This is a genomic window from Pseudomonas umsongensis, assembly GCF_002236105.1.
GTDB classification, from domain to species: Bacteria; Pseudomonadota; Gammaproteobacteria; order Pseudomonadales; family Pseudomonadaceae; genus Aquipseudomonas; species Aquipseudomonas umsongensis.
On sequence record NZ_NIWU01000002.1, the window covers coordinates 1,171,477 to 1,195,683 of the forward strand.

Sequence of the window (24,207 nt, forward strand, 5' to 3'; positions counted from 1 at the left end):
CACATCAGGCACCGTAATCCAGCCACCGCAAAATGATCGACGACAGCCGTGGCGGAATGACTCCCAATGCCCAGCATCCAAGGTTCAGCGGGAACGGAAAACTGATCCGCGCCTGGTTCGCCGCCAGGCCGCGGCGAATCCTGCGCGCGGCTTTGTCCGGTGCCCAGAGCAAGGGTTTGGGCCCGGGCATCTCAAAGCACATCTTCGATTCGACGTAGCCAGGCATGATCACGTTGATCTTCACCCCGTCCACCGCCACCAGGTCGCGCATGGCTTCGCCGTAGGCCTTGATCGCCGCCTTGCTCGCGCTATAGCTCGGCGTGGCGGGCAACCCGCGCCAGCCGGCCAGCGAACTGAACAGGGCGATCTGCCCGGATTTGCGCGCGCGCATGAACGGCAATGCGGCCTGCACCGTGGCCAGGGCCGCCAACACATTGATCTCGATCAGCGCCTGGGACAGCGCCCAGACTTCGCCCTCGCCATTGTCGCCTGCGGAGGTGTTGACCCCGGCGCCGACGATGATCAGGTCCGGCGCCTCGCTCTCGCTGATCTCACTGATCCAGCGGCGCAAGGCTTCCAGGTCCTGGACGTCGAGCGGCTGCAGCAACACCCGCGCACCGAGGGCGCGGCACTGCGCGGCCATTTCTTCCAGGCGATCCAGGCGCCGGCCTTGCAGGATCAGGGTCACCCCCGGCGCCGCATACGCAGGCGCCAGGGCACCACCGATGCCGCCTGTGGCACCGGTGATGAGAATGCAGCGTGGAGACTTGTGCAGCGTCATAGGTACTGTTCGATCTTCGAGGTCTTCGCCATCAACACTTCCAGGGAGTTGTTCACCGCCATGTCGATGCCACAGCGGGTATAGAAGCCGCCGTTGACCTGCGTGGTGTGAATGACCGTGCTGCGAAAACGTTGAAACAGCGTGGAGTCAGGGGGTTCCGGGTGGTCCCAGAACGCGTCGAGGCCGCCCTGGTGGGTCAGCCCCTTGAGGTTGTAGATCGGGTCGCTGAGGGCGATGGTTGGCACGTTGTGCATCAGCGACGAGCCGCCCACGGTACTGTTGACCGTGACCACGCCGGCCACGTGCGACAGCAGCGTCGGCATGTGCCCGCTCTCGAGGAAGTCCACGCGGTCTTCGATGCCCAGCTTGTGGGCAATGCGCCGGGTGATGCGCTGATAGTTGACGATACCGGGCGTCAACGGATGGTTCTTCACCACCAGCCGCACATCGCTGCCGGCATGGCGGGCGAACGAGCCCATCACGTGCTTGAGCACATCCTTCATGTGGCGGAACGGCGAGTGATCGCGGATCTGCGCATCGCTGTCCAACTGCAAGGGCAGCAGGAAGGTGCGGTAGCGATTGCGCGCCACCTCACTGATCACCTCGGAATCGCGACCCTTGGCACTCAACAGCCGAATGCCCTGGCGAATGTAGCCCGCATACTCCACCGCCGCGTTGAACGGCGCGTGGGTCTTGTAATGGGGAAACACCACTTTGTTCAGCGCGCCACCGACGTGATACATCACATCGTGTAGCGCCCGGGAGGCAAACGACAGGCGAAACTCGTTGCCGTTGTGATAACGCGGAATGTACTTGCCCACCTCGCGATACCACTCCGGGTCCCGGGGCAGCAGCGAGTGATTATTCACACCGTTGCGCTCAAGGGTGATCCAGTACGGCCGGAAGTAACCTTCCTCGAACACGTGCACACGAATCCCCAGCGACTTGGCCAGCGTCACCGCCGGTTGATGCACCGGCCGGCAATCGCCGAACAGCACCACGTCGGTGATGTGCTCCGTCTTGAAGCAGTGGCTGTAGAAATCCGCCAACTGCTCGGGGCGCGCCGAGTAATACACCCGCGCACCGCTGCCATACAGGGTATCGCCCATGTTGAAACTGACGGACTTGACCTGCTGTCCCTCGTTTCGCAGGGCTTGCGCCAGGCGCGCGAAAAACGGCGAACTGACGCCCTGCAAGAACAGGAACGAGTTGCGCGGCTTCACCGGCACCGGTCGCAGGGAGCGCTGCTTGGGAATCAGGATTGCCTGAGGCGTGGTTTCAAAACCGTAAGGAGCAAACGCCGAATCATCTCTCGCCATGTTGGAGTTCTTCCTTGCGTTGGTACTTCATCCCAGTTCTGGATCTCGATAAGCGTGCGTTCAGGAGTGGTAAATTTTCGGGTGATGCGGCTGACATAAGTCGGGTAGCGGATCAGCGTTGCGGCCACCAGCTCGTCGAGGCTCAGGCGCCGGGTTCGTCGCGCCTGAACGTCCGGGCTCAGGTCGCGATCCTCGGTCAATCCCCAGCCGGCATAGAACGGCTGGCCATACGTGGTCACCGGCACGCCGCGCAACAAAGCTTCGAAGCCCGATTGCGAAGTCAGCACATGCACCTCGTCGACCTCGGACAACAGCGAGTGGAAAGGCACATCGCCCACCACCTGGTTGCACCAGTCGCTGGTGCGTTCTTCGTCTACGCCGGCCTCGCGTGTGCCGGCCAGTACTTCGGGGTGCGGCTTGTACAACAGCCACGCCATCGGATGACGCTCGCGCACCGCCTTGAGCAAATCCAGGTTGCGGCGGATCCGGTGCGCGCCATAACGAATCGACGCATCGGACTCCACCTGGCCCGGCACCAGAATCACCCGCTCAACACCGGCCGGGCGTTTCCACGGCGTGCCAGGCAGGTTGTACTTGGTCACGCCGGCCGCGCAGATCGCTTCCCGCAAGGCCGCCGCCCGCTGCAACAAGCCCGGTGCACAGGGCTCGTTCTGCAATATGTGTTCCAGGCGCGAAGGGCGGGTGGCGTCGTAGTAAATGCCCAGGTCGTCGAACACCCAAGACAGGGGGCGGGTTTTCTTCGCGCCCAGGCCGACGGAGCGCAGGAAGCCGTCTTCGACGCGGCCGAGGTGGCGACCCAATTTCCCGGACAGAGGCGTATCGTGCTGGCAACCCCAGGTGATCACCGGAGCAGCCACGCGACGACGGGAAAAACGCCCGAGAAACCGGATGGACGAACCGTTGAAAAAGTCCTGCACCAACGGCTGCTTCCACTTGCTGAAGCCAACCATCTGCAAACTGTGGGGCAGGCGACTGCGCATCCGTCGCTGCAAACCCAACCACGCCAGCACCGTCTCGGCCTGGCACGGCGCGCCCGTTTCCGGGTCGACATAGCGTGGGTATTCCACCAGCGCGGCATGCAGCAACTGCTCAAGACTGACCGGCTGACGTCGCTCAGGCGCCGGCAGCGCATCAACGGTCAAACCCCAGCCGGCATAGAACGGCATGCCAAAAGTGTGCACCGGCACGTTCCACAACAGGGCATCGAAGCCCAGTTGCGAAGTCATTACGTACACCGCCTGAACGGCCGACAGCAGCTCCGCCGGGTGCACGTTTTTGCTGATCAGATGAATTCGTGGATGCTTGCGCAGCTTCGCCAGATCAAAGTGCCCCTGCTTGCGCCCGGCCACCACATCCGGGTGAACCTTGACCACCACCGTACACTGCGGGTGACGGGCCAGCGCGACTTCGAGCATGTGCTCGAAATCAGCAGCGCTGGCGCCTTGCAGCGAAGCGTCGCCCCGCGTCTGATCAGCGACCAGCACGCAAGGTTGCGGCAATACACAGGTTTCGATCCGCGCGCTGTTGTACTTCGAAACGCGTTCTTCGCACCAGCTCGCTTGCAAGGCACGGGCACGATCCGACTGCGCCAGCGTCAGCGGCTGCGCAATCAATTGTTCCAGGCGAGAAGGGGCGGTGGCGTCGTAGTAGATGCCCAGCGGGTCGACGATCAGCGACAACGGCGGGTCTTCAGCACCCAGGCCCACGGAGCGCAAAAAACCGTCTTCGACCGTGATCAGCGGCAACCCGGCAGCATCGGCTGCTTCCTTGGCACGCAACGCACTGGGCTTGCGCCCCCACGCCAACACATCATCGGCCCGGGCAATGTCGCCCACCGTTCCACACAGCAGCCGATACTCAGGCAACAGCGCGGGGAGGGTAGGGATTTGTTGCGCACCTTTAGACAGAATCAGCAAAGAGCGACGCGGTGGAGCGACATTGTCCATAAAAAACAGCGGATATCCATATCGGGCGCAATCATCACTCAGGCGCGCATCAGTGCGCGTACCTGGAGGAAATGCTCAATGAAATTTGGCGCGAATGATAATACAAACGTAGGGTAGCCATTCATAAAAGTAGGAAGAATCTGACGACTTTTTCACATAAATCGACATTTCCCATCGTACCTGCAGCCCCGCCAATCAACGGCCCGATGAGTGGCATCCACAACGCTTGCCGCGCGGTTGACAACCAAAAAAAGCCAACCGCCGACCCTGTAGGAGCTGGCTTGCCAGCGAAGACCCCGGCACGTCCGATACCGGTGTTCTCGTGTCCCCGCCAAATGACGCGATGACACCGTTCAAGATAGAAGGCCGGCCCAAGGCAATCACTCGGTGCATCAAGGGCGGGTTCAGTGGGCGGACAGATCGCCTGAAGCGCTAGGCGAAGGCTTCGGCGTGCTAGCGTGATCACGCTGTCGAGGCCTTGCCGCTGGCTGTATGCAAGGCGTACGTGGGTGATTTGAATCGACAGGATTTTCGGGCGAGTAATACAGGTCGTCTTCGTCATCTCGTAGGTGGCAATACCACCCATACAGCGATGCCGCGAGGGTGACAACGATCATGGCTATGAGGATGAAGATTAGATAACGCATCGTACTCGGCTGCCTTGTAATGCTGCGAGTGTATGGTTGAGATGCGTCCTTGCTTGTAAGCGAATTTAAGCCACTTGGAGAAACGGCTGTCTGTAGGGAAAAGCCCTAGATGACGGTTTTTTTTCCTTAGGATGTAGGAGATGGTTTGCCAGCGAAGACGTCCATCCCAGCCAATCCAAACCGCCTGGATTCACTCAACCTGCGAAGAAACATCCCACAACCCTTTCAGGTTGTCCCTCGGAAGCGGCATCTCTAGCCTTTGTCCGCCGCTGTCAAATCAGCGGCCGGGACTGGAAACCCCGAAGTGTAAACGGCGCCAAAGCGCCCCTCATAACGTATGATTGCGCGCTTTTAATGTGTGCACTCCGTTATGGCGGCTGTGCGCGGGAGACCTCAGTGTCTACCGGGTTGCCGTTTGCCCGTGTTTCCAGCCTGCGTACAGCTGCCACCCCTTCGTCTGGAAACGGATGGGGCAGCTCCAATCACCAAACGGAGTTCCACAATGCCCAAACCTTCCCCTAATCCCCCCGAATCAGAAATCGACCCGCATCTCAAACCCGCGATCCTCAAATCCCTCGCGCCCCACAATCCAAGCACGATGTTCTACATCGCCCCAGGCATCGACACCGAAACGCTGCTGGCACACGCTTGCGAATCCCTGGCGTCCGCCAGTGTTATGGCCAGTGATTTCGCAACATTCGTGGATGGGCCGCAGCGCAGTATGTTGTTGGGTATTCAGCAAGTGATCATGCTGGCCGATATGGCGGTGAATCGGGCGCTGGATAATCTCGATCCGCAAGAGTAATCACGCTCGCAAATCCTCCGGCATGAAGACGCCCTCTCATCAACCAAGCCCCCCCTGTAGGAGCTGGCTTGCCAGCGAGGCGTCCTCACCTCAAACAAAGATCCTGTGTATCGACTCGCCTAACGATCCGAATTCAAAGGCAGCGCCAACAAGTACTCATACTTCTCATGCAACAGATCCAGCTTGCCCCGTCGCTGATAGTCAGCAATGGTCTTGGGCCTCAAGAAATGCCACAGCGCGTTCTGTAAGAAAAAGTAATCCACATTGCGCAACGCGCTCTGCTGGTCGAATCGCTCATCCAGCGCCTCGACATAAGCGTTCAAGAATTCGCTGCGAACCTTGGCAAATCGTGCCATTTCACCTTGACGGAAGACCGCACTCAGGTAAGCGCCACCATCGAAACCGATCCGGCCGATCTTCACCTCGCTCCAGTCGATCATCTGCAAGCCCTCAGGCGAGACAAAGAAGTTCTTGGCCAGGTAATCCATATGGCAAAAACAACGCTGGGTGTCACGGGCGCGGGACTGGGCACGACGAAGCGCCGGCTGCAAGCGCCGCAAGCGCTCCGCCAGGCCTTGAAATCGCACATCGTCGGCAGGCAATTCCTTGAGAGAGGGCAGGTAGCGGACAAAATTGAAACGCCAGCGCAGCAGATACCAAGGCCGAAAATAATCCATTTCCCAGAACCGATACTGTCGCCGCCAGTTGGCAAGTTGCAGGTACTGATGGGACAGTTTTTCGATTTCCGCAATGCCCTGGGCAATCTGCGGCGCAATCTTCACCATCCCCGGCGCCCGTCCTTTGACGAAGCGCGTGAAGATCAGGCTTTCTCGGGGAGTTTCAATAACCCCTAGGCACCCTGGATGCTTGAAGTGCACGCCGCCCGCCAACGCTCCGCGCTCACGATAAAAACGCGACTCCAGGCTGGAAATGAACAGCAACTTGCGGATCGACTTTTCCACCACTTCCAGCGTCGCGCCGCTAGGTTGGTGAGTCAGGTGATGATGGCGTACGTAGTCGACGAACGAGGCATTGGACTCAAGGTCCCGGGTCGTGATGCTGTATTCATCCAGAGGGTGGCCGAGCACATGGCTCAAGCGTTTTTCAAGGGTGCCACGGCCCCACCAGAACACATTTTCGCGGTCAAACATTCCATGTCGCTTTGATTCGATATCCATGATTTCCAACTGTCTACGACCACTCGAAAGCACGCCCGAACCTTTGTCTCCCCGGTTCAGACGAGGCGCGATAGTACGGATTCCGCCCGTTGATTGCCAATTATCTGGCGCGCAACGGCCTGTTCCTAGGAAATTTCCTACATACGGAAGACTATCTACGTTCCCTGACCGGTGTTGAGCCGTTACCATACGCGCCTTCAAAATCAAGGAACGATAAGGTCCCCCCATGAATCACCTTCCAATAGCCAAAGAAGCCCTCAGCGCCCAGGCGCAAGCCATCAGCCAGTTGGCGGAGCGCCTGGATGGCGAATTCCAGCGTGCGGTCGAACTGATCCTCAGTTGCAAAGGTCGTGCAGCGGTATGCGGCATGGGTAAATCTGGGTTGATCGGCCAGAAAATGGTTGCCACCTTTGCCTCCACTGGCACTCCAAGCCTATTCCTGCATCCAGCCGAAGCCTTCCACGGCGACCTAGGCATGCTCAAACCGATCGATGTGCTGATCTTGATTTCCTACAGTGGCGAAACCGAAGAAGTCATCAAGCTGATCCCTAGTCTGAAGTCATTCGGCAATAAGATCATTGCAATGACCGGTAACGGCCAGTCTACCTTGGCCAAGCACGCCGACATCTGGCTCGACATCTCGGTTGAGCGCGAGGTTTGCCCGAACAACCTGGCACCCACTACCTCCACGTTGGCCACCATGGCCATGGGCGATGCCTTGGCTGTGGCTCTGATCAGTGCCCTCGACTTCAAACCGATGGACTTCGCGCGCTACCACCCCGGTGGCAGCCTCGGCCGCAAACTTCTCACTCGCGTCAACGACGTGATGCATACCAACATTCCCAAAGTCTCCCGCGCCACTTCATTTCACGACTGCTTGTTGGTCATGACCTCCAGCCGCCTGGGGCTCGCCTTGGTCATGGACAACGACAAACTTGTCGGCATCGTCACCGACGGCGACCTGCGCCGTGCGTTGCTAGACAACCCGGGTGTTGTGAATGAAAACGTCGAGACATTTCTGACGCCGAATCCACACACCGTAAAGGCTTCAACTCAGTTATCCGAGGCAGAGGTTTATATGTTGGAGCACAAAATTCGGGCGTTGCCGGTTACGGCGGATGAAGGTGATGAAGTGGTGGGAGTTGTTGAGATTTTTGACTGAGGCGTTTTCAGTAATATTTCAAATACTGTATCCAGTAGCTAATCTCAGTCAACGGAGTACGGAAGCGCTCTCTGTATTTGTTTGGTGTTATTAGGGGTTAGTATTACCAATAAAAGAAGGTGCTCAAATTTCAATCAGGCTAGGGGGCTTGGCCCCCTTCCCTCCACCAATCGTCAGCGGTGCTATAAAAAAGCTTGTCAGTAGTTGCAGGGTGGCTGTATGCGACTGATTTAGCGGGCGAGCAGGGGGCTGTGTGCTAACAGGCTGTCTCAATTGATTGGAAAAAAACTCGTTAGTGCTCAATGGTTCTCTATACTTTGGTACTAATTGTAAAGAATATTAGTGTTGTTGTGATCTTGCAGCCTTGCGAGGCGTAAGGGTTAAGGAGTGTAAGTTGTAAGGCGTGTAATATTTATATGGCAGTAGAAAATTATAACTGAAGCTATGTAATTGGGGGTGGCAATTTGGACGCGGATCTTCTACGGCAACTTAAGGCGCATCGAATTTCATTTGGGGAGAATGCCTCCATAGGTCGAGGTGCGAAAATAGACATCGAAGCCCCTATAGGGTTCAACTGCCACCTAGATCTCGCAGGAAAGATCGGGTGTTATACGTATATAAGGGGGCCAGCAAGAATCGGTCGAGGTTTGAAGAGGATTGGTCGATATTGTTCGATCGCTCCTGGCCTAACGGTGGGGGACGGAACTCATCCTATTGATTGGCTTTCGACTCACCCATTTCAATATGCGGGAGCCAGTGCTAAACGCTGGTTAGAGAATCCCGATGAGGGATTTCTCAAATATACCCCTGAGCAGTCAACTCATGTGGGTATAGGCCACGATGTCTGGATCGGAGCTAATGTTACAATTTTGCCGGGCGTAGAAATTGGCCATGGCGCTATTTTAGCCGCAGGTGCAGTCATTACTAAAGATGTTCCTCCGTATGCTATAGTTGCTGGCGTTCCAGCCAAGGTCATCCGCTATCGCTTCTCCGAAATATTGATCGAGCGGTTACTTAAAATTAAGTGGTGGCGATTCGATGCTAATGATTTGGCCGGAGTGCCTTTCGATAAGCCAGAAGAAGCTATTGATATTATTGAGGAGAAAATAATTAAAAAAATGCTGTTTCCGCGACAGTACAAAAGGATTAGATTAACTCGAGATTCGATTATTGAGTTAATTTGAAATGGTCTGTTTGTTGCTATGTTTTTTGGTATTGTTGGTGGCTTTGTTTGGTTGGTTTTTTTTGGGGGGTAGTGAAGAATTAACTTTGAGTGGGTAATAAAAATTCAGCTTCGATGAATCTAAAAGCTTATAAGTTGTGTGTTGTCGTCGATGGGTAAATGGCGTTTGGCGGGGGCGATTATCCTCTTTGGCTGAAGTGGCGAGCGCCTGAATGGTTAAAGTCCTCCCAAAAATTCCTCTAGCGAAGGCATCGTTTTAAATAACGCTGATACTAGAATTTAGTAAGCGCTCCATGAGTTCGCATGTTACATCTGGGGGCTGTGAGTATTTTTGAGTTTGCAGCTTTGCCTCGAAGTCAATTAGGCTGGAAACTTATGGCAGGCGATCATGTGTGGCGCAACCACGCATAGAATTCTTGGTCATTGGCTTTAGTTGTCTCGGCCAAACGATATAACTCAGCGCTCGCCATCGCGTTATTGTAAGTGTCGTTGAGTATCTAATTTCAGCTTCCCATACCGAAGGGGCTTATCGCACCCTCTGTCGCACTGTTGTCGATCGGGCAGTAACTGATTTCGGTGTAGCGCACCTACTTTATACAGATGGTACTCCGGTAGCTAATGGTTTTGCCCAGTGTAATTTGAGTCGTCACTGAGGTTGGGTGTTCTCCAGTCATGTATTTGACTGTGCCAATACCGGCATGATGCTCTACTGTCGGCTTTCGTGATGATGCTAAATGCCCTTCTTTTGACTCTCGCTCAACTGCGACTGCGACTTCAACTGCAGGTCAGTTCGTGATCGAGCAGATCATGAATTAGTGGTAGATCGGCGGGAAGATGCTTGCGTTTGCCCCATCGCCTGGACGGCGCTAAGGCCTCGTCTTCAAGTCTCTTCGACAGGCTCGGCAACGATTCAGTTTCGTTAAATAAGGAAGTTTACGGGGGCGTGGGGCCGGCTGTCTGTTCTGATTTAGCCCGAAAGGCGGCGCTTTTTCTTCTTCCAGATGAACGATCTTGCCCTTATCCGACTCGCTCTCGCTCAGCATCTTCTCAGGCAGATGCTTGAGCAAAACAGAGTCGTTAGAAAGGGCTTTGGGCATTAAACTATGCCTAGATTTTACCGGAGCACGAGATAAATCGAGGCGTCAAAACTTGATGTGGACAGTAGTGCAACAAATGATAACCGTCCAATAAACAGTAGAGTTCTTGAACCGGCAGTGCGGTGGCTTCATCCGAACAATCCGGAAATTTTATGAAATGCTCAGGCTTCAGCCGCTTTAGCCGCTTTAGCCGCTTTAGCCAACGATAAAAGCCGTTACGCTCCTAAGACAAAACATTCTCTCGGTTTCAGGGATTATTGAGAGGAGCTCGAAAAGCAACGGGTCAAGAGGCGCGGCCATGATGTTCAGTTCGACCAGAGCTCCGAGGTCGTCGATTTTCGGAAGTGGATGGGTTTGGGGTAAAGATAAAATCTTTAGGCTTGTGCGTTGAAACGTATCATGCGCTGCTGGCTTCGGAAAAGAATCGGGCGAACAGCATCGGGGGATAAGTGATGACTACAAATGTGGGATTTATGTACCGATTGCATGACATTTAATCTGAGCAAAGGACAACGGGGACCAACTTCGGTCTCGTTATCCTTTAAACGTTTTTTGTTCTTATTGTGCCATCTTCGCCATTACCTGCGCATAACCCGCCGCAGTGCCCAGTACCGCATCCTTGCCCTGAGCAAACAGAATACTGTCCGCCACTTCACGGAACGCGCCGGTACCTCCCACCGCATTCAGCACATGGGTGGCCGCCGCTTTCACATACACCGGCGCATCCGCTACGGCAAACGACAAGGCGCACGCTGCAAAGGCCGGGAGATCAATGCAATCGTCACCAATGCACGCCGTTTGTGCGGCAGCAACACCGGCTTCCGCTATCAACTGGTTACAGGCCACCAGCTTGTCCTTTACACCGAACTGGCAAAGGGTAATGCCCAGATCAGCCACGCGCTTGCGCAGCGTTGCCGAATCACGCCCGGACAACACAGCCACCCGCACGCCGTTTTCTTCCAGCAGCCGCATGCCCATGCCATCACGCACATGGAAGCGTTTCAGGCATTCGCCCGTGGCGTCGTAATAGATGCCGCCGTCGGTGAGCACGCCATCCACATCGGTGATCACCAGGCGAATGTCGTTGAGAGTTGGTCGTGGGGCAGGAGTTTGGCCGCTCATCAGCGCCCGCACTTGCTCCAGGCACTCAGGTGTATCTACACCCGGGCCGGTTGGTTCGACCTGGTACGCCCGAATGCAGTAACCCGCGGCCATGAGCCTCAGTTGCTCCAGCTTCTCCGCATGCTCCAGCATCGGCTGTGGCAGGCTGCTGTAGTCGGCCAGCACATCGCGACGGTAGCCGTAGACACCGACATGCTTGAGGTAGTGAGCGACTTCGCCGTCCCGTGGGTAAGGAATCGGCGAACGGCTGAAGTACAACGCATTACCGTTATTGGCCAGCACCACTTTCACGGTGTTGGGGTTGCCGGCTTCGTGCGCTTCGATCGGGTGGCACAAAGTACCAACCTTTACGTTTGCATCAGCGAGCATGCCTGCAGCCAGCGCCTCGATGTCCGCTGGACGCACCAGTGGTTCATCGCCTTGCAGATTGATGTAAATGTCCGCATCGATCTGCACCATGACTTCTGCCAGGCGGTCGGTGCCTGATGGGTGATCCGGCGAGGTCATGACGCATTCCCCACCGAACGCCTGCACCGCTTTTGCAACGCGTTCGTCGTCAGTGGCGATAACCACCACATGAGAATTGGCTACTTGCAGGGCGCGTTCGTAAACGTGTTGCACCATCGGTTTGCCGGCAATATCAGCCAGCGGCTTGCCCGGCAGGCGGGTCGAGCCGTAGCGAGCCGGAATGACAATCGCGACCCGTTGTTCTGTACTTGCCATGTTCACAATCCTTGTTTCAAAAGATTTGGCTTCATGCAATGTTCAGTGGCGGGAACGATTTGACCAAGTCATCCAGTGCCTTGATCTGCGCCAGGAACGGCTCCAGTTGATCCAGTGGCAGGGCGCTTGGGCCGTCGCACTTGGCTTGATCCGGGTTCGGGTGAGCTTCCAGGAACAGACCAGCCAGGCCAACACCCATGCCGGCGCGGGCCAATTCAACCACCTGCTCACGGCGACCACCCGATGCAGCGCCCGACGGATCACGTTGTTGCAGAGCGTGCGTCACGTCGAAAATGATCGGCAGGTTCGCGCAGGTACGCTTCATCACGCCGAAGCCCAGCATGTCCACTACCAGGTTGTCGTAACCCAGGCATGTGCCGCGGTCGCACAGGATCAACTGGTCGTTACCGGCTTCCTTGAACTTGTGCACGATGTTCTGCACTTGCGATGGGCTCAGGAACTGAGGTTTCTTGATGTTCACTGGCTTGCCAGTTTTGGCCAAGGCCATTACCAAGTCGGTCTGGCGAGCCAGGAATGCAGGCAGTTGCAATACGTCGACCACTTCGGCGACAGGTGCACACTGATAAATCTCGTGAACATCGGTAATCACCGGTACGCCGAATTCAGCCTTGACTGCTTCGAAAATACGCAGACCTTCTTCCATGCCAGGGCCACGATAGGAGTGGATGGAGGAACGGTTGGCTTTGTCGAAGCTGGCCTTGAAGACGTAAGGAATGCCCAGTTTTTCGGTGACACGAACGTACTCGGCGCATGCGGTCAGAGCCAAGTCGAGGGACTCGAGGACGTTGATGCCGCCAAAAAGGACGAAGGGGGCGGTGTTGGAGCAAGAGATATCATTATTAATTTTAATCATTATTTCTACGTTTAGTAAGTTAATGAGTGCTGAAGAGATATGTAGATATCACGTACGGATCAATATCAAACCACGCCGTACCCTTCAGGGTTTTTGTGCTGCCACGCCCAGTGATCATTACACATTTCTTTTATTCCGAGTTCGGCTTCCCATCCCAAAATTTCTTTTGCAAGCTTTGGATCTGCAAAACATGTAGCGATGTCACCATTTCGTCGCTCTGCGAAACGGAATGGGATATCTCGATTGGAGGCGCGCTTGAACGCATTGATTACGTCAATTACGCTATATCCGACACCTGTGCCCAAATTGATTTCAGAGCACTGAGGCATGCCAATTTGCTCAATTGCCTTCAGGTGACCTTTAGCAAGATCTGAGACGTGTATGTAGTCTCTTACGCCTGTACCATCTGCTGTATCATAGTCATTTCCGAATACTGTTAGTTCTGCGAGTCTACCTATTGCGACTTGTGCAACATATGGCATCAGGTTGTTAGGGATGCCTCTTGGGTCTTCTCCGATCAAGCCACTAGAATGCGCGCCAACGGGATTGAAGTAGCGGAGTATTGTTATGCTCCAATCGGGTGATGAGATGTGTATGTCACGCAGAATGTCTTCTATGATCAGTTTTGAGTTGCCGTAAGGGTTGGTTGCGGATAGAGGGTGGTCTTCTGTAAGCGGAAGAAATTTAGGGTTGCCGTAAACAGTTGCTGACGAACTAAAAACTAATTTATTTATGTTGCAGTTAGTCATTGCTTTTAATAGTGTCAGCGTTCCGACTACATTGTTTTCATAGTAATTTATCGGTTGTTTGACCGATTCTCCTACGGATTTTAAACCCGCGAAATGTATTACTGTGTCGCAATTACTTGCTTTTATTGTATTCTCTAAAAGATATTGGTCAAGAATGTCACCTTGAATAAATCTAATGGCTTTCCCAGTGATTTTCTCAACTCTTTCAATTGCAATAGGAGAGCTATTTGAAAAGTTGTCGTAGATGAAAACTTCATGGCCTGCGTTCATAAGTTCGACACAGGTGTGTGAACCGATATAGCCGGCACCGCCGGTGACAAGAATTCTTTTCATGCGTTTAACCTCTGGTGTGGCTAATGCCGTGAGTGGCTGTGAGAGTAGATGCTAGTGAAAGCAGCAGGTAGGTGTATCTGGAAAAAATGTATAGTGGATTGATCTGAACGCGTTGCGCGCTTCCAGATGCTGGCTTTCAATGGAGCTGACTTTTGAGAGGATGTTGTGATTGATTTAATTTTATGTGACTCTGATATAGATAGTTTCATTTGTACGGAAGGCGCAAGATTTGTAAGTCAAAATAAAATTGTAATCACTGGCGACAATAACAAAATAGAAGTTTCATCCGGCGTTATTATGAAATGTCTAGTGATAAAGATCTCATCTAGTAATAGCGTTATAAGGCTTGAGGTTGGGGTGCGATTTTTCGGTCATGTACTGGTAAAGAAAGGGGTTTGTAATAGTTTTGTAATTGGTGAAAATACAGGGTGGTGCGAGGATTATTTGCAACGAGGGTACAAAGGTTGCTATTGGAAAAGATTGCATGTTTTCTAACGGTGTAGAAATTCGGAGTACGGATAGTCACCCAATCATGGATTTGGATGGGGGCGTATTAACTATGCTGCCGACGTATCATTGATGATCATGTCTGGCTGGCTGCGCATGTTTCCATTCTGAAAGGTGCTCGCATTGGGGAAAATTCCATTGTTGGTACTAGGTCAGTGGTTTCTGGGACCTTCCAACAAGGTAATGGGGATATTTCTGGTAATCCAATACGAATCGTCAGATCTGGCGTCACTTGGGATAGAGAGCATCTGGGGTGAAATTTTAAAGAGCGTAATCCTAAGCTGAATATTACCCCGCCTACTGATTGAGGCGGGGTAATTAATTTACTGTCAGGTCATTGATACTGGAAATGGAGAACTGAAAGTAAAAGTGCGGCGCCATGCTGGAGCCGTCAATCCATTTAAGCGTTTAGCTACATTCTTATTTTCTGGTGCAATCTTCGATGCCTGAGTCAAATAAATGATTGCTACATCTTTGCTGCCGGCTGATATATGAGCCTCTGCTGCCATTCGAAGTGTTTTGAGGTGAGCAGAATTTAATTCAACGGCACGGTCAAAGTGTTTCGCAGACTCTGCAAAGGTTCCTTTTTGATAGCATTCTGTGCCATATTTAATGGATTCATCATAGCTATAGGAACGTACAACTGCGACATCTGTTGCGATAGGCGTAATCGGTGCAGTCGTACTGTTGGGTGCAGTTGTAGTGTTGGGTGCAGTCGTACTGTTGGGTGCAGTGGGTTTAGATTCAGGGGCTTTACTCACAACCTTTGGTGCTGTATTGGCCGCGACGCTAGTTGTATTGCCATGAATGATTTGACCACTTCCACCTTTGTATCTATCGAACAAAGGGCTAGTAGTCGGGATTATAGCTGGTTTTCTTTGCAGTTTTCGGGTGTTTTCAGTAAAGCCACGTATTTCGTAATAATTGATTTCTGTGGTGGCGGTGATAGGAGTGCCATCTTCATAGCGTGCGCGACGTGTCACCATTTCGCCAAAAGAGTAAAAGTCGAAGCGTAAGTATTTGACAAAGCGAAGAACCTTTTCGTAGTCCACTTCAAAGCCTGCTTTTATTAAATTGGCGGCTTCATCGGGGTTGCTAACTGTTACACAAAGTCCTTCGCTTGCGTACCAAGAGTTACCAAAGACATATAAAGGTTTGCCGTACATCATCGCATACAAACCAGTCCCCGAGTTTATCAGTGCGACGCTGTGGCATAAATCTAGCAAGTCGTGAAGGTTTACATCATGAACTGCTATTGCACCCGGAATTTCGGAAATATCGTCTTCAACGGGATGTTTTTTATATAAGATTTTCCAGTCAGGTCCGAGCTCTTCCACGAGTGAACAGATTTTCGCATGGAAATTTTCATAGCTCTCTATTGGGCCGGAAAAATAGCGAATAACGGTGTCATTTGGTTGTTGGAATGGGACAAAAAGAACTTTTTGACCTGGCTTTATACCTAGGCGTTGGCGCAGTACGAACGTATCAACTCGATCTGATTGACGCTCAAGATTTTCTTTGCCTTCTTTGACTTCCTCAATATAAGAGGTTATTTCATCGTGATCTTTGCTGTCTAGATTAAAGTTCCAGCGGTCTTCTTTGTAGTTGGCGCTGTCATTCAGAAAACCACTGCGGTCATGGTATACCGCGCCTGGCAACGCGCCACGTTCGGATACAATGAACGGGAATCCAGTATTCTTGCACCACTGATAGAGGCTTAGCAGTTTTTCGTTGCTGTACGGATTGCCGAAGACAACTCTATCAATGCCTTGGTCTTGAAGGAATTCGCTGAAGTACTCTTCATTCTCAAACTCAAACTCGGTTGTTTGGACAATTTCTCCCAAGAAAGGAGCAAACTCTCTCTGGCAACTAAACGGGTTTCTACGCATGAGCAGGGTTTTGCCGTGCTCTAGAGCAGGCAAGGGGTCGTGTTCTACGCCAGTTTTAACAAAGTCTGCCATTCGATGCTGTAGATATCGCAAGTTGATATCTTTGCGTCGATGATATTTTACTTCGATAGGATGAGGTGAGTGAAACATATAGATGCCTTTGGCAGCCATCCAATCGCCATACAAGCGATACGTTGCTTTCCAACCATCATATTTGTTTATTTTCATGAAGTTGCCGGCCATAGATAGCCAGTTACTTGGAAGAGGGAATTTTCGGACCTTTCGAATTAGTCTTGTTGCAAATTCGTAGTCCTCGAAACCCCAGCCTTCGAATTGCTCGTCTTGCCCGCCTCGCGAGAGGTAATAATGCCGGTCGAGTACAACTACAGATGTACCCGAAGAAAATTTTTCAATCTCTTCGCTGTTGTTTTTCAGCATAGAGTTAATAAAATACGGGCGCCAGTGAGCGGGCGCCATTTTTTGCATGTTATCAAAGCCGAGATCTGTGAGGTAAATCACGGGCAACATGAGAAATTGATCAACTTGATTTTTCAAGTCTGATACGTGTATTTCTCTCAGAATATCCTTGAAGAAGCCTGGATAGGGAACCAAGTCTGCATCAAGAAACATCAAGAACTGACCTTTCGCTCTTTGCGCTGCAAAGTTTCGCGCTCTCGCCAAGCTGAAATCTTGGAACGGTTTTGCTCCGGTCCTGTAAACCGTAGTTCTATCGCTCGCTTTCTTCTGGATTTCTTGATAGAGCTTGTCAGGTGAGCCGTCATCAATGACGATAAAATCTACCTCTGGAGGTAGTTCGGAGTCCAGTTGGTAGTAATTGATTCTGTCCAGCAAATCCATGCGCTGTTCTGTTAGGCGTAGCGGGATTATTACTGTCAGGGTCGGATTAGGTATCTCGGCTATTGTATTCAATTTATTCACAGGAAGTGTGCGTTTAGGAGATTCGGTTGTTGAGTTTTAGGTTGCTATCTTTGATTGCTCGTTCAAAGTTATTCAAACGATGACGATAGATCTCATGGAAAATACCAATAGATTCGTCTGTCAGTTTTTCTCTTACTGCGTCTTCCACGCCCACGCTATCCAGATAATCCAGGGAGCATGAGGTGATACCGTGAAAGCCGGTCAACTCTTCAATGCGGGCGTCCGCGAAGCATATAAGAGCTGGTACGCCTGCTTGAATTGCGGCGACACCACCGTGGATGCGCTCGCCTACGTACACGTCATATTGACTGCACGCTTGTCTCCAAGAGCCGCAATCAACAAACGAGTAGTACTTTTCAAACGGTGATGTTTCACCTGTTTTTTGTTCGATTTGTTGGTTTATGAGTAGGGAGCTAGGTTGTTGCAGTGCTTCGTTGAAAGAATCAGGAGTGTCGAGTATTTCCGCGAACTGTTTGAGCTCGCCTTGAAATACATAATCAGCACTCTTATTGCGGAAAGCGCGCATTAGCTTATGTCCGCGGCTTTTTTTGTAGGTGCTTAACGCGAGATGGCCAGCAGTCAAGATTTTGTTGAGATCTTTCGGGGGTTTGATTGATAGTACGTTTTTCGGATATGCAAACATGCTAGGGCAGCCGATAGCGGCAGCATTCTTGATTCCTATGCTTTTTACCCACTCAAGGCTGTTCTCTCCTCGCACCCCAAATAGTTCGGCCTTCTTGTCGAGTACTTTTAGAAGGTTCAAAATGCTAATGTCGATTGAATCTGGTTCGCCGGTGGGAAGTGTATCTTGCAAACCGATCCCGACGCACCAAACCTTAATCGTAAGATTCTCAATGAGCTCCGCAATACCTGGCTCGGTTGCATCACCACGCAGGATGTTGGACATCGTGATCATCAAGCCATCGAAGTTTTCATTGAGCGCTTGGGCTGCCAGCTCTGGTGACCCGTAAGACTTAATGAAGCGGAATAGGTCGATTTGACTTGATTGGCTTCGATTGAAATCAAGCATTTGAATCATGGCGGAACGGTGAATCATATTGCCGTTGTTGCCAACAAGATCGGAGAATTTCAGGTGTTCGCGTAGAGTATTTCCCGCTGAAAGTGGAACTCCTGTCTGGAAAGGGAGTGCCTGCATTGGAGGGGTGCTAGTACCGGAAATTCTGGAAAAAGCAATGCGCATAAAGTTCTCTAATTCGAAAGTTTAATAATTAGTTTGCTACGCCAATGGCGCGGCCAAGTAACATGGTCTGCACGATTGGCGAAATGACTTTTTGCCATTCATAAATCGCTGCGTTAGTCACGTATATAGTGTCGTCCGGCTTAATCATGATCTGACGGGCATAGAACAGTGCTGATGGGTCGCGCATGTCCAAGCGCAGGACAGTTGGTTTCGCGTTGGCCTCTTCGCCCATACGAAATACGAATACGCCTTCCGGGTTGGCATTTGCTTCTCTCAGGCCGCCGACGCTCCCCAGAGCGTCAAGCAAACTGGTATTTTGCGCCGGCAGATCTTTCAACCCAGGCTCGCCCACCGCGCCCATGGCAACAAAGCGCTGGCGCGCGCGGTCCAGTACCACTTCTGAATTTGGGCGCAACACCATGTTGTTACCGGCTAAAACGTCTTCATAGTTGAACTGCTGAACCTGGCTGCCTGTACGTACGGTGACGTTGACAAGATGTGGCTCCATTACCGGACCGCCAGCTTGGTTGACGGCGTCAAGCAGTGTCAGTGGGCCTTGCAGGGTACTGAAACGGCCAGGGGATTTAACCGCACCGGCTACCAGTACCGAGCCCGACAAATCACCGACCAGTTCGACATGGGTCTGCACGTCGGTGGTCACCCCTTTGAGCTGTCTGCGGATCATGTTCTCAACTTCGTTGAGCGTCATGCCGGCGACGAACTGACGGCCGACGTAGGGCAAGGAGATCATGCCCTGGTCGTCGATGCGGGTCTTGAGCTGCGTGCCGCCAGCTGACAGCGGTGCAAACAGCGCCGAGCCTTCCGGTGCGTTGTCGGTGATCAATACGTTGAGGATGTCACCGGCCATCAATCGCGCCGAGGGAGCGACTGGTTTGGCGATGCTCGATTGCACCGGGCGAACTGCGCCACGCATGTACGGGGCAATGGTGTTAGCGCTGATCTCGACCAGGTTGTACGGCTGGTTTTTGCTTTCGATATCGCCCTTGTACGGGCCGGCGCCCGACAAGGTGCCACCACATCCGGCGAGACCCAGGGTTGCCAGGGTCAATGCTGCCAGTGTCAGGTTGAACTTGTGGGAGATTACAAGGGATTTAATCACGGTGATCCTCGATCGAAGCCAGGATGAAGCGAGTTATGCCGTACAACATGAGCAGGGCAAGCAAGATGGTTGCCAGGTTGTAAAGACGCTCGGGGTACAGGGCCAGTTGTGGGCTATTCGGGCTGACCACGGTGACCAGGGTGCGGATTTTCTTGCTCGCCTCGATACGGGCATTGTCGAGGGCGGCGACTGCGGTTTTGTAGCTTTCTTCAGCGATGCCGGCGTCTAGGGTCAATTGCTGGAAGCGTGAGGCGACGACGTTCAACTGGGAGCCGTCAGGCGACGAGACCAGCAGACGTTTTTCCTTGGCCAGTTGCTGGGTGATAGCGCTGACCTTTTGTTTTTGCTGTTTGACCTGTGGCGAATCAGGCCGCAGTTTGTAGAGCATTTCGGTGAGTACGGCCTGCTCTTTGGTGTATTGGCCTTCGAGATCGGCAATGATGGTGGCGCGGCTTTGTGCAGTGTTGCCGCCATCCAGGACCTTATTGTCATTCTGGAAGTCGATCAGTTCGGTTTTGCGTTCGGCGTAATTGGTGCGCGCGTTTTGCAGCTCACCTTTGGCGAAGTTCATTTGCTCACGGGCAATGCTGTGACTTACTTCGTTGACGAAGTGTTCGCTGGCTTCAAGAATGGTGCGCAGCATCTGCTCAGACAGTTTAGGGGTAAAGGCTTGCACCTCGACCCGTAGCAGGCCGGTAGTTTCGTCGTAATGCGCGGAGACCATGCGCTGGTAGTACTCGAGCAAGTCCTCGCGCTCGGCATCTTTGTCAAGCCAGAAGAAAATATCGTTGCGCTGGGCTGCGTATTGCTCGATCCAGTGCAGACGTTCTTCCAGTAGTAACATCATGTCCATCGACACGATGTATTCGCGCAGGTAAAGGGTTTCTTCCCGGGAGGCCGGGTTAGTGCCGGTTAGCAAGGTGGCCAGCCCGGGCATTGCGGCGCCCTGATTACCGCCATCCTGGCGGACTACCACCTGAGCGGAGCTGACATAACGGTCGATAGCGAACATGCCGTAATAGATGGCCGCCAAGGCCAGTGGCAGAACCACCAAACCAATTGCCAGGCGCCAGCCCTTGAGTTTACCCGTACTGCTCATATGTGATGCATCCTTGAAGTGGAACGGTGCTGCGATATAAGGGGGGGTCAGCTGTGGTAAGCCTTGATGCCTTCGGCGACGTCGTCGTAAATCTGGATTCCTCCATCGCGCACCAATAACACGACGTCACAGAGTTTTTGGATTTCGGACATGTTGTGGGAAACCAGCACCATTTTGGATTTCTGCAGGCGCTCTTGGAACACGTCAGCACATTTGCGCTTGAACTGGGCATCACCCACCGACATAACTTCGTCGATCAGGTAATAGTCGAAGTCGAAGGCCATGCTTAGGCCAAAGGCCAGGCGCGAGCGCATCCCGGAGGAGTAGGTTTTGACCGGCTCATCGATCCAGTTACCGATTTCGGCGAAGTCTTGAACGTACGCGACCTTTTGACGCATTGCGTCACCTTCGGCGCCATAGACTCGACTGACGAATTTGATGTTCTCGCGACCGGTCATACTGCCCTGGAAGCCACCGGACAATCCGACGGGCCAGGAGATGCTCTTGTCGGTTACAATGGTACCGGAGTCTGGCACGTCGGCACCGCCTAACAGGCGCATTAAGGTTGACTTGCCGGCACCGTTACGGCCGATCAGTCCGATGTTCTTGCCAGCGGGAATCTTCAGCGACAAGTCGCGAAACACGTGACGGCGACCTTTAGGGGTCAGGTACGACTTTGTGATATTTCTAAGTTCGAACACAGGAAGCCTACCGTTAGCCGTTCTTGGTGGAAATCAAATGCAGTCGACGAACCCTGTAAGTGCCAAGGGAAACAAATAGCAAAATCAGGGTACAGGCAATCACGTACTGCACCGAAACCCCATCAACCGGAACGTAGTGGGGGAAGATTTCGGAGCGAATTAGTTCCAGCAAGTGTAGAAATGGATTGAGTAGAAGCAAAGGAAGCATTGTGTGTGGCAGATAAGCAGCAGGGACGAACACGCCCGAAATGAAGTACAGCGGGAAAAACATCATCCGCAGAAATAGCGTGCTGCTGGGCAAGGCATGAGCGATCAGCGATAACAACATCCCCAAGCCAAATGAGAAAAAAACCCCGAGCAGAATGGTCAGCATCCATTCAATAGGGGATTTGATGGACATATCGAAACCGTACCAAGCGAAGCCAAACACCAGAATGGCGTACACGCACGCTGAAATACTGAACTCCACTATAACGCGGGCAATAAAAGTATCGAGCGGCTTAATCTGTTTATAGGCAAACAGTGAGCGATTTTCTTTAGGGCTATTCATCAGCCGCAACGCGGTGTTGCGAAATGTCAGAAAAGGCGCCATGCCAACCAACACGAAGACTGGAAAGTCGATGCCGGTCACCGATCGTCCGCGAAGCAGGCCGAATAACACACTGAGAATCAACAGGTGGCAAATCGGCTCGATCAGCGTCCAAATAGCACCCATGCGCCGTTGGCCGAAACGCGACCGCGCTTCACGCAGCACCAAGGCAAAAATGACGGATTTTTTGATCTGTAGGGGGGAGCGAGGCTTAAGCATGATTTACCGCACAGCACAACGGCGCGATAAACGCGTTGCTTGAATTCATTTTCAGAGGACTATCCGCCAATGTAGGGCAGATTGCTTCCATTCGTGGGGCGGGAGGTTAAACGTTGGGCAGGACAGGAGTCAAGTCGCATAGTTCCCTACCGATAATCGGCCGTTTTTGCCATCGGGAAGGGCATTTTGACAAAATTTGTCCAGTCGGTCAGGACTTGGGGTTGTGCGAGGGATGATGGCTCATGTGGCCATCATTGGATAAGAGAATAAGCCGAAGTGCAGCAGATTTAAACCGAAATGTGTGGAGATTGCAGCGGCCAGTCCGCCGAATCGATAGGCCAGGCCGTAACCGACGCCCGCCAGGGTCGCCAGCAAAACCCACTCCCAACCGGCCCCCCAGTGCGCCAGCCCGAATAATAGAGAAGCGATTAACAGGGCAAGGTGTTCGCCGTAGTGCAGGTGTTGGAAGCGCCGGCTCAGGCCACCTTGTATGTAGCCGCGAAATAGCGCTTCTTCTACTAGCGTCACCAGTAGCAGGTTGTTGTTTATCCACAGCCATGCCTGCGGCGGCCATTTCGGCGACCATTCTACGATTCCCAGCAGCGATGCTCCCCCGAGCGTAACGAGTGCCGTTAGGCTGAGGGTCAGGGCGCCTGCTTTTATCGCTTGCATAAATGAGTGGCGGCCGATGATCCATGGGCACACGAGTAACAGCCAGAAGCCTATCAGCGGTTTATCCAGGTTGAGATACATCGAGAACGGCACGGCGTTCTCGGTGAAGCGCTCCTGATCGATCATCCTGGCGTTTTGAAACCCCGGCCACCAATGCAGAGCGAGGGTGAGGGCCAGGAGAATGAATATGGCATGACCAAGATAGCGGACGTAGCGGGCGTGTTGTTGCCGGGCGGCGAAACCGGTGAGCAGCAACAGGATGATGGCGATGCTCGCCTGGGCGGTAATTTGCCCGTAGGTGAGGGCCAGGACATAGCCGGCAGAGAGGAGTGTCAGGTATGGCCAGGGCATGACGAGCATGAACGTTTCCTTGTTTCGGGTGAGCTCGCTTTAATGTGGGGCATTTAGGCAGATATGGCCGTGCTTCTGCAATTGTGATGCTGTGTCTTAGTGCGTAAAACAGAGTGCGTGACTATGTTTAAAGGTGGCTGAAGTTCGTTTAAGGGCGCGTTGCCGAATCCTGCTGGAAAAAGGGGAAGCATATGACAAGTTGGCCCGTGATCGCTGTGACGTTGTTGATGTTGATGCCTCTGATGGCCCTGGTTACTTCGATAAGGGGGTGGGTCATGCATTTCAAGATCGAAGGTGATACTGAGTATTAGTTGCGGTTTGACGTAGTACCGGTCATTTCTATAACGCGAGTATTGAGCACAGGGATGTGGTCCCCCACAAAGTCAGCATTTTGTGGGTAATGCTGTTCCCTTCAGAGAGTATGGGCTGAACAGCCAGCGCATAAAGTGTGGGTGACATAGGGCTGTCGCGCTGGCGATGGCGGGCTTGAGTAGTGCGTTGGACTTTCGGGAGGTTTCGCCGGCAAGTCAGATCTCCGCACCGCTGGCTCCTACAGGGAGCCGCGTGCATTCGACATCAGGTTGTCCGGTGGCCGCTCGGCCAGGCTGCGACGGCGGGCTATCGGAAAGCAAATCGCAGATGCTGCTGGGATGCGTCAGCACGTGCGCGAGGCTCAATGAACGGCCGAGGACCTTGGGACGGGGACGCGATCAAACTTGGAAACCTCTTTGATCCAGAATCGACGGTACTCCGTTTGATCCGGCGCTAACGGCTTGTGATTTGACCAGGCGTGTCCTGTTTTCAAGGCTTCGCGATACGCCTCCCACTCTTTTTCCTCGGCGACTTCCTTCGCCCTTTTCTCATCATCGAACCAACCAAGAACATACACTTCGCCTTGATCGATGCCGTGCTCGATCAATAGATAAATCTCTTTCATACGCTAAACCCATAACGACACATTTCTAAAATACCCTACCACA

The 24,207-nt window shown here is 53.0% G+C and carries 19 protein-coding genes; 4 read left to right on the forward strand and 15 right to left on the reverse strand.

The annotated features are described in order from the left end of the window. Positions 1–4 precede the first annotated feature (4 nt). From PSUM_RS15790 to PSUM_RS15800, 3 genes are read right to left on the reverse strand one after another with little or no spacing between them, the layout of a single operon-like run. Complete coding sequence (locus tag PSUM_RS15790; RefSeq protein WP_020801326.1) at positions 5–781, reverse strand: SDR family NAD(P)-dependent oxidoreductase; 777 nt, start codon at positions 779–781, stop codon at positions 5–7. After that, on the reverse strand, positions 778–2,100 hold the full coding sequence (locus PSUM_RS15795; RefSeq protein WP_083348523.1) for a capsule polysaccharide biogenesis protein: 1,323 nt from the start codon (positions 2,098–2,100) through the stop codon (positions 778–780). The genes PSUM_RS15790 and PSUM_RS15795 overlap by 4 nt, the downstream gene beginning before the upstream one ends. Continuing rightward, a complete protein-coding gene (locus PSUM_RS15800) occupies positions 2,037–4,067 on the reverse strand; it encodes a capsule polysaccharide biogenesis protein (RefSeq protein ID WP_083348524.1) in 2,031 nt (676 codons plus the stop codon). Before PSUM_RS15800 ends, PSUM_RS15795 begins: the two co-directional genes overlap by 64 nt. A gap of 1,149 nt (positions 4,068–5,216) precedes the next feature. Between PSUM_RS15800 and PSUM_RS15810 the strand changes: the two genes are divergently transcribed. Beyond that, complete coding sequence (locus PSUM_RS15810; RefSeq protein ID WP_083348526.1) at positions 5,217–5,519, forward strand: DUF6124 family protein; 303 nt, start codon at positions 5,217–5,219, stop codon at positions 5,517–5,519. Positions 5,520–5,638: 119 nt separating this feature from the next. On the opposite strand, the gene PSUM_RS15815 is transcribed toward PSUM_RS15810, so the two are convergent. Further along, positions 5,639–6,925, reverse strand: coding sequence for a phosphotransferase family protein (locus PSUM_RS15815; protein ID WP_231989900.1), 1,287 nt, complete (start codon positions 6,923–6,925; stop codon positions 5,639–5,641). Between PSUM_RS15815 and PSUM_RS15820 the strand changes: the two genes are divergently transcribed. Then, positions 6,924–7,859, forward strand: a complete 936-nt coding sequence (locus PSUM_RS15820) for a KpsF/GutQ family sugar-phosphate isomerase (protein ID WP_083348528.1) — start codon at positions 6,924–6,926, stop codon at positions 7,857–7,859. The two genes, PSUM_RS15815 and PSUM_RS15820, sit on opposite strands and share 2 nt — an antisense overlap. Before the next feature lie 692 nt (positions 7,860–8,551). After that, positions 8,552–9,043, forward strand: a complete 492-nt coding sequence (locus tag PSUM_RS15825; RefSeq protein ID WP_162276362.1) for a CatB-related O-acetyltransferase — start codon at positions 8,552–8,554, stop codon at positions 9,041–9,043. Between the two features lie 1,654 nt (positions 9,044–10,697). Here PSUM_RS15825 and kdsB read toward each other — a convergent pair. From kdsB to galE, 3 genes are all read right to left on the reverse strand, one after another. After that, positions 10,698–11,984, reverse strand: a complete 1,287-nt coding sequence (gene kdsB, locus PSUM_RS15835; protein WP_083348530.1) for a 3-deoxy-manno-octulosonate cytidylyltransferase — start codon at positions 11,982–11,984, stop codon at positions 10,698–10,700. 31 nt (positions 11,985–12,015) lie between these two features. Then, the gene (gene kdsA, locus PSUM_RS15840) at positions 12,016–12,858 is read right to left on the reverse strand and encodes a 3-deoxy-8-phosphooctulonate synthase (protein WP_083348531.1); all 843 of its coding nucleotides are present in this window, start codon (positions 12,856–12,858) and stop codon (positions 12,016–12,018) included. A gap of 65 nt (positions 12,859–12,923) precedes the next feature. Next, positions 12,924–13,940 (reverse strand): UDP-glucose 4-epimerase GalE, encoded by a 1,017-nt coding sequence (gene galE / locus PSUM_RS15845; protein WP_083348532.1) that lies wholly within the window; start codon positions 13,938–13,940, stop codon positions 12,924–12,926. 575 nt (positions 13,941–14,515) lie between these two features. Between galE and PSUM_RS32635 the strand changes: the two genes are divergently transcribed. After that, a complete protein-coding gene (locus tag PSUM_RS32635; protein WP_414896144.1) occupies positions 14,516–14,704 on the forward strand; it encodes an acyltransferase in 189 nt (62 codons plus the stop codon). Positions 14,705–14,776: 72 nt separating this feature from the next. On the opposite strand, the gene PSUM_RS15850 is transcribed toward PSUM_RS32635, so the two are convergent. The 8 genes from PSUM_RS15850 to PSUM_RS15885 all read right to left on the reverse strand — a co-directional run bounded on the left by PSUM_RS15850 (position 14,777) and on the right by PSUM_RS15885 (position 24,164). Further along, on the reverse strand, positions 14,777–17,194 hold the full coding sequence (locus PSUM_RS15850; RefSeq protein WP_083348533.1) for a glycosyltransferase: 2,418 nt from the start codon (positions 17,192–17,194) through the stop codon (positions 14,777–14,779). Positions 17,195–17,288: 94 nt separating this feature from the next. Beyond that, on the reverse strand, positions 17,289–18,476 hold the full coding sequence (locus tag PSUM_RS15855) for a polysaccharide pyruvyl transferase family protein (protein ID WP_083348534.1): 1,188 nt from the start codon (positions 18,474–18,476) through the stop codon (positions 17,289–17,291). A gap of 28 nt (positions 18,477–18,504) precedes the next feature. After that, positions 18,505–19,596, reverse strand: a complete 1,092-nt coding sequence (locus PSUM_RS15860) for a polysaccharide biosynthesis/export family protein (protein ID WP_083348535.1) — start codon at positions 19,594–19,596, stop codon at positions 18,505–18,507. Next, on the reverse strand, positions 19,589–20,695 hold the full coding sequence (locus PSUM_RS15865) for a KpsE/RkpR family capsule polysaccharide export protein (protein ID WP_083348536.1): 1,107 nt from the start codon (positions 20,693–20,695) through the stop codon (positions 19,589–19,591). Before PSUM_RS15865 ends, PSUM_RS15860 begins: the two co-directional genes overlap by 8 nt. Before the next feature lie 47 nt (positions 20,696–20,742). Further along, entirely contained in the window at positions 20,743–21,339 is a 597-nt protein-coding gene (locus PSUM_RS15870; protein ID WP_231989901.1) for an ABC transporter ATP-binding protein, read from the reverse strand. Between the two features lie 70 nt (positions 21,340–21,409). After that, entirely contained in the window at positions 21,410–22,204 is a 795-nt protein-coding gene (locus tag PSUM_RS15875; protein ID WP_083348538.1) for an ABC transporter permease, read from the reverse strand. A 240-nt stretch (positions 22,205–22,444) separates the two neighbouring features. After that, positions 22,445–23,236 carry a CPBP family intramembrane glutamic endopeptidase gene (locus PSUM_RS15880; protein ID WP_083348539.1) on the reverse strand — a complete coding sequence of 264 codons (792 nt, stop codon included), beginning with the start codon at positions 23,234–23,236 and terminating at the stop codon, positions 22,445–22,447. Positions 23,237–23,900: 664 nt separating this feature from the next. Further along, positions 23,901–24,164: a hypothetical protein gene (locus PSUM_RS15885; RefSeq protein WP_020801156.1), complete on the reverse strand. Its 264-nt coding sequence runs from the start codon at positions 24,162–24,164 to the stop codon at positions 23,901–23,903. Between the last annotated feature and the right edge of the window lie 43 nt (positions 24,165–24,207).

Excerpts from the sequence above, each read along its gene's own strand:
- PSUM_RS15790 (WP_020801326.1), bottom strand. The coding sequence starts at position 781 with ATGACGCTGCACAAGTCTCCACGCTGCATTCTCATCACCGGTGCCACA.
- PSUM_RS15795 (WP_083348523.1), bottom strand. The coding sequence starts at position 2,100 with ATGGCGAGAGATGATTCGGCGTTTGCTCCTTACGGTTTTGAAACCACG.
- PSUM_RS15800 (WP_083348524.1), bottom strand. The coding sequence starts at position 4,067 with ATGGACAATGTCGCTCCACCGCGTCGCTCTTTGCTGATTCTGTCTAAA.
- PSUM_RS15810 (WP_083348526.1), top strand. The coding sequence starts at position 5,217 with ATGCCCAAACCTTCCCCTAATCCCCCCGAATCAGAAATCGACCCGCAT.
- PSUM_RS15820 (WP_083348528.1), top strand. The coding sequence starts at position 6,924 with ATGAATCACCTTCCAATAGCCAAAGAAGCCCTCAGCGCCCAGGCGCAA.
- PSUM_RS15815 (WP_231989900.1), bottom strand. The coding sequence starts at position 6,925 with ATGGGGGGACCTTATCGTTCCTTGATTTTGAAGGCGCGTATGGTAACG.
- kdsB (WP_083348530.1), bottom strand. The coding sequence starts at position 11,984 with ATGGCAAGTACAGAACAACGGGTCGCGATTGTCATTCCGGCTCGCTAC.
- kdsA (WP_083348531.1), bottom strand. The coding sequence starts at position 12,858 with ATGATTAAAATTAATAATGATATCTCTTGCTCCAACACCGCCCCCTTC.
- galE (WP_083348532.1), bottom strand. The coding sequence starts at position 13,940 with ATGAAAAGAATTCTTGTCACCGGCGGTGCCGGCTATATCGGTTCACAC.
- PSUM_RS15850 (WP_083348533.1), bottom strand. The coding sequence starts at position 17,194 with ATGGATTTGCTGGACAGAATCAATTACTACCAACTGGACTCCGAACTA.
- PSUM_RS15855 (WP_083348534.1), bottom strand. The coding sequence starts at position 18,476 with ATGCGCATTGCTTTTTCCAGAATTTCCGGTACTAGCACCCCTCCAATG.
- PSUM_RS15865 (WP_083348536.1), bottom strand. The coding sequence starts at position 20,695 with ATGAGCAGTACGGGTAAACTCAAGGGCTGGCGCCTGGCAATTGGTTTG.
- PSUM_RS15875 (WP_083348538.1), bottom strand. The coding sequence starts at position 22,204 with ATGCTTAAGCCTCGCTCCCCCCTACAGATCAAAAAATCCGTCATTTTT.
- PSUM_RS15880 (WP_083348539.1), bottom strand. The coding sequence starts at position 23,236 with ATGCTCGTCATGCCCTGGCCATACCTGACACTCCTCTCTGCCGGCTAT.
- PSUM_RS15885 (WP_020801156.1), bottom strand. The coding sequence starts at position 24,164 with ATGAAAGAGATTTATCTATTGATCGAGCACGGCATCGATCAAGGCGAA.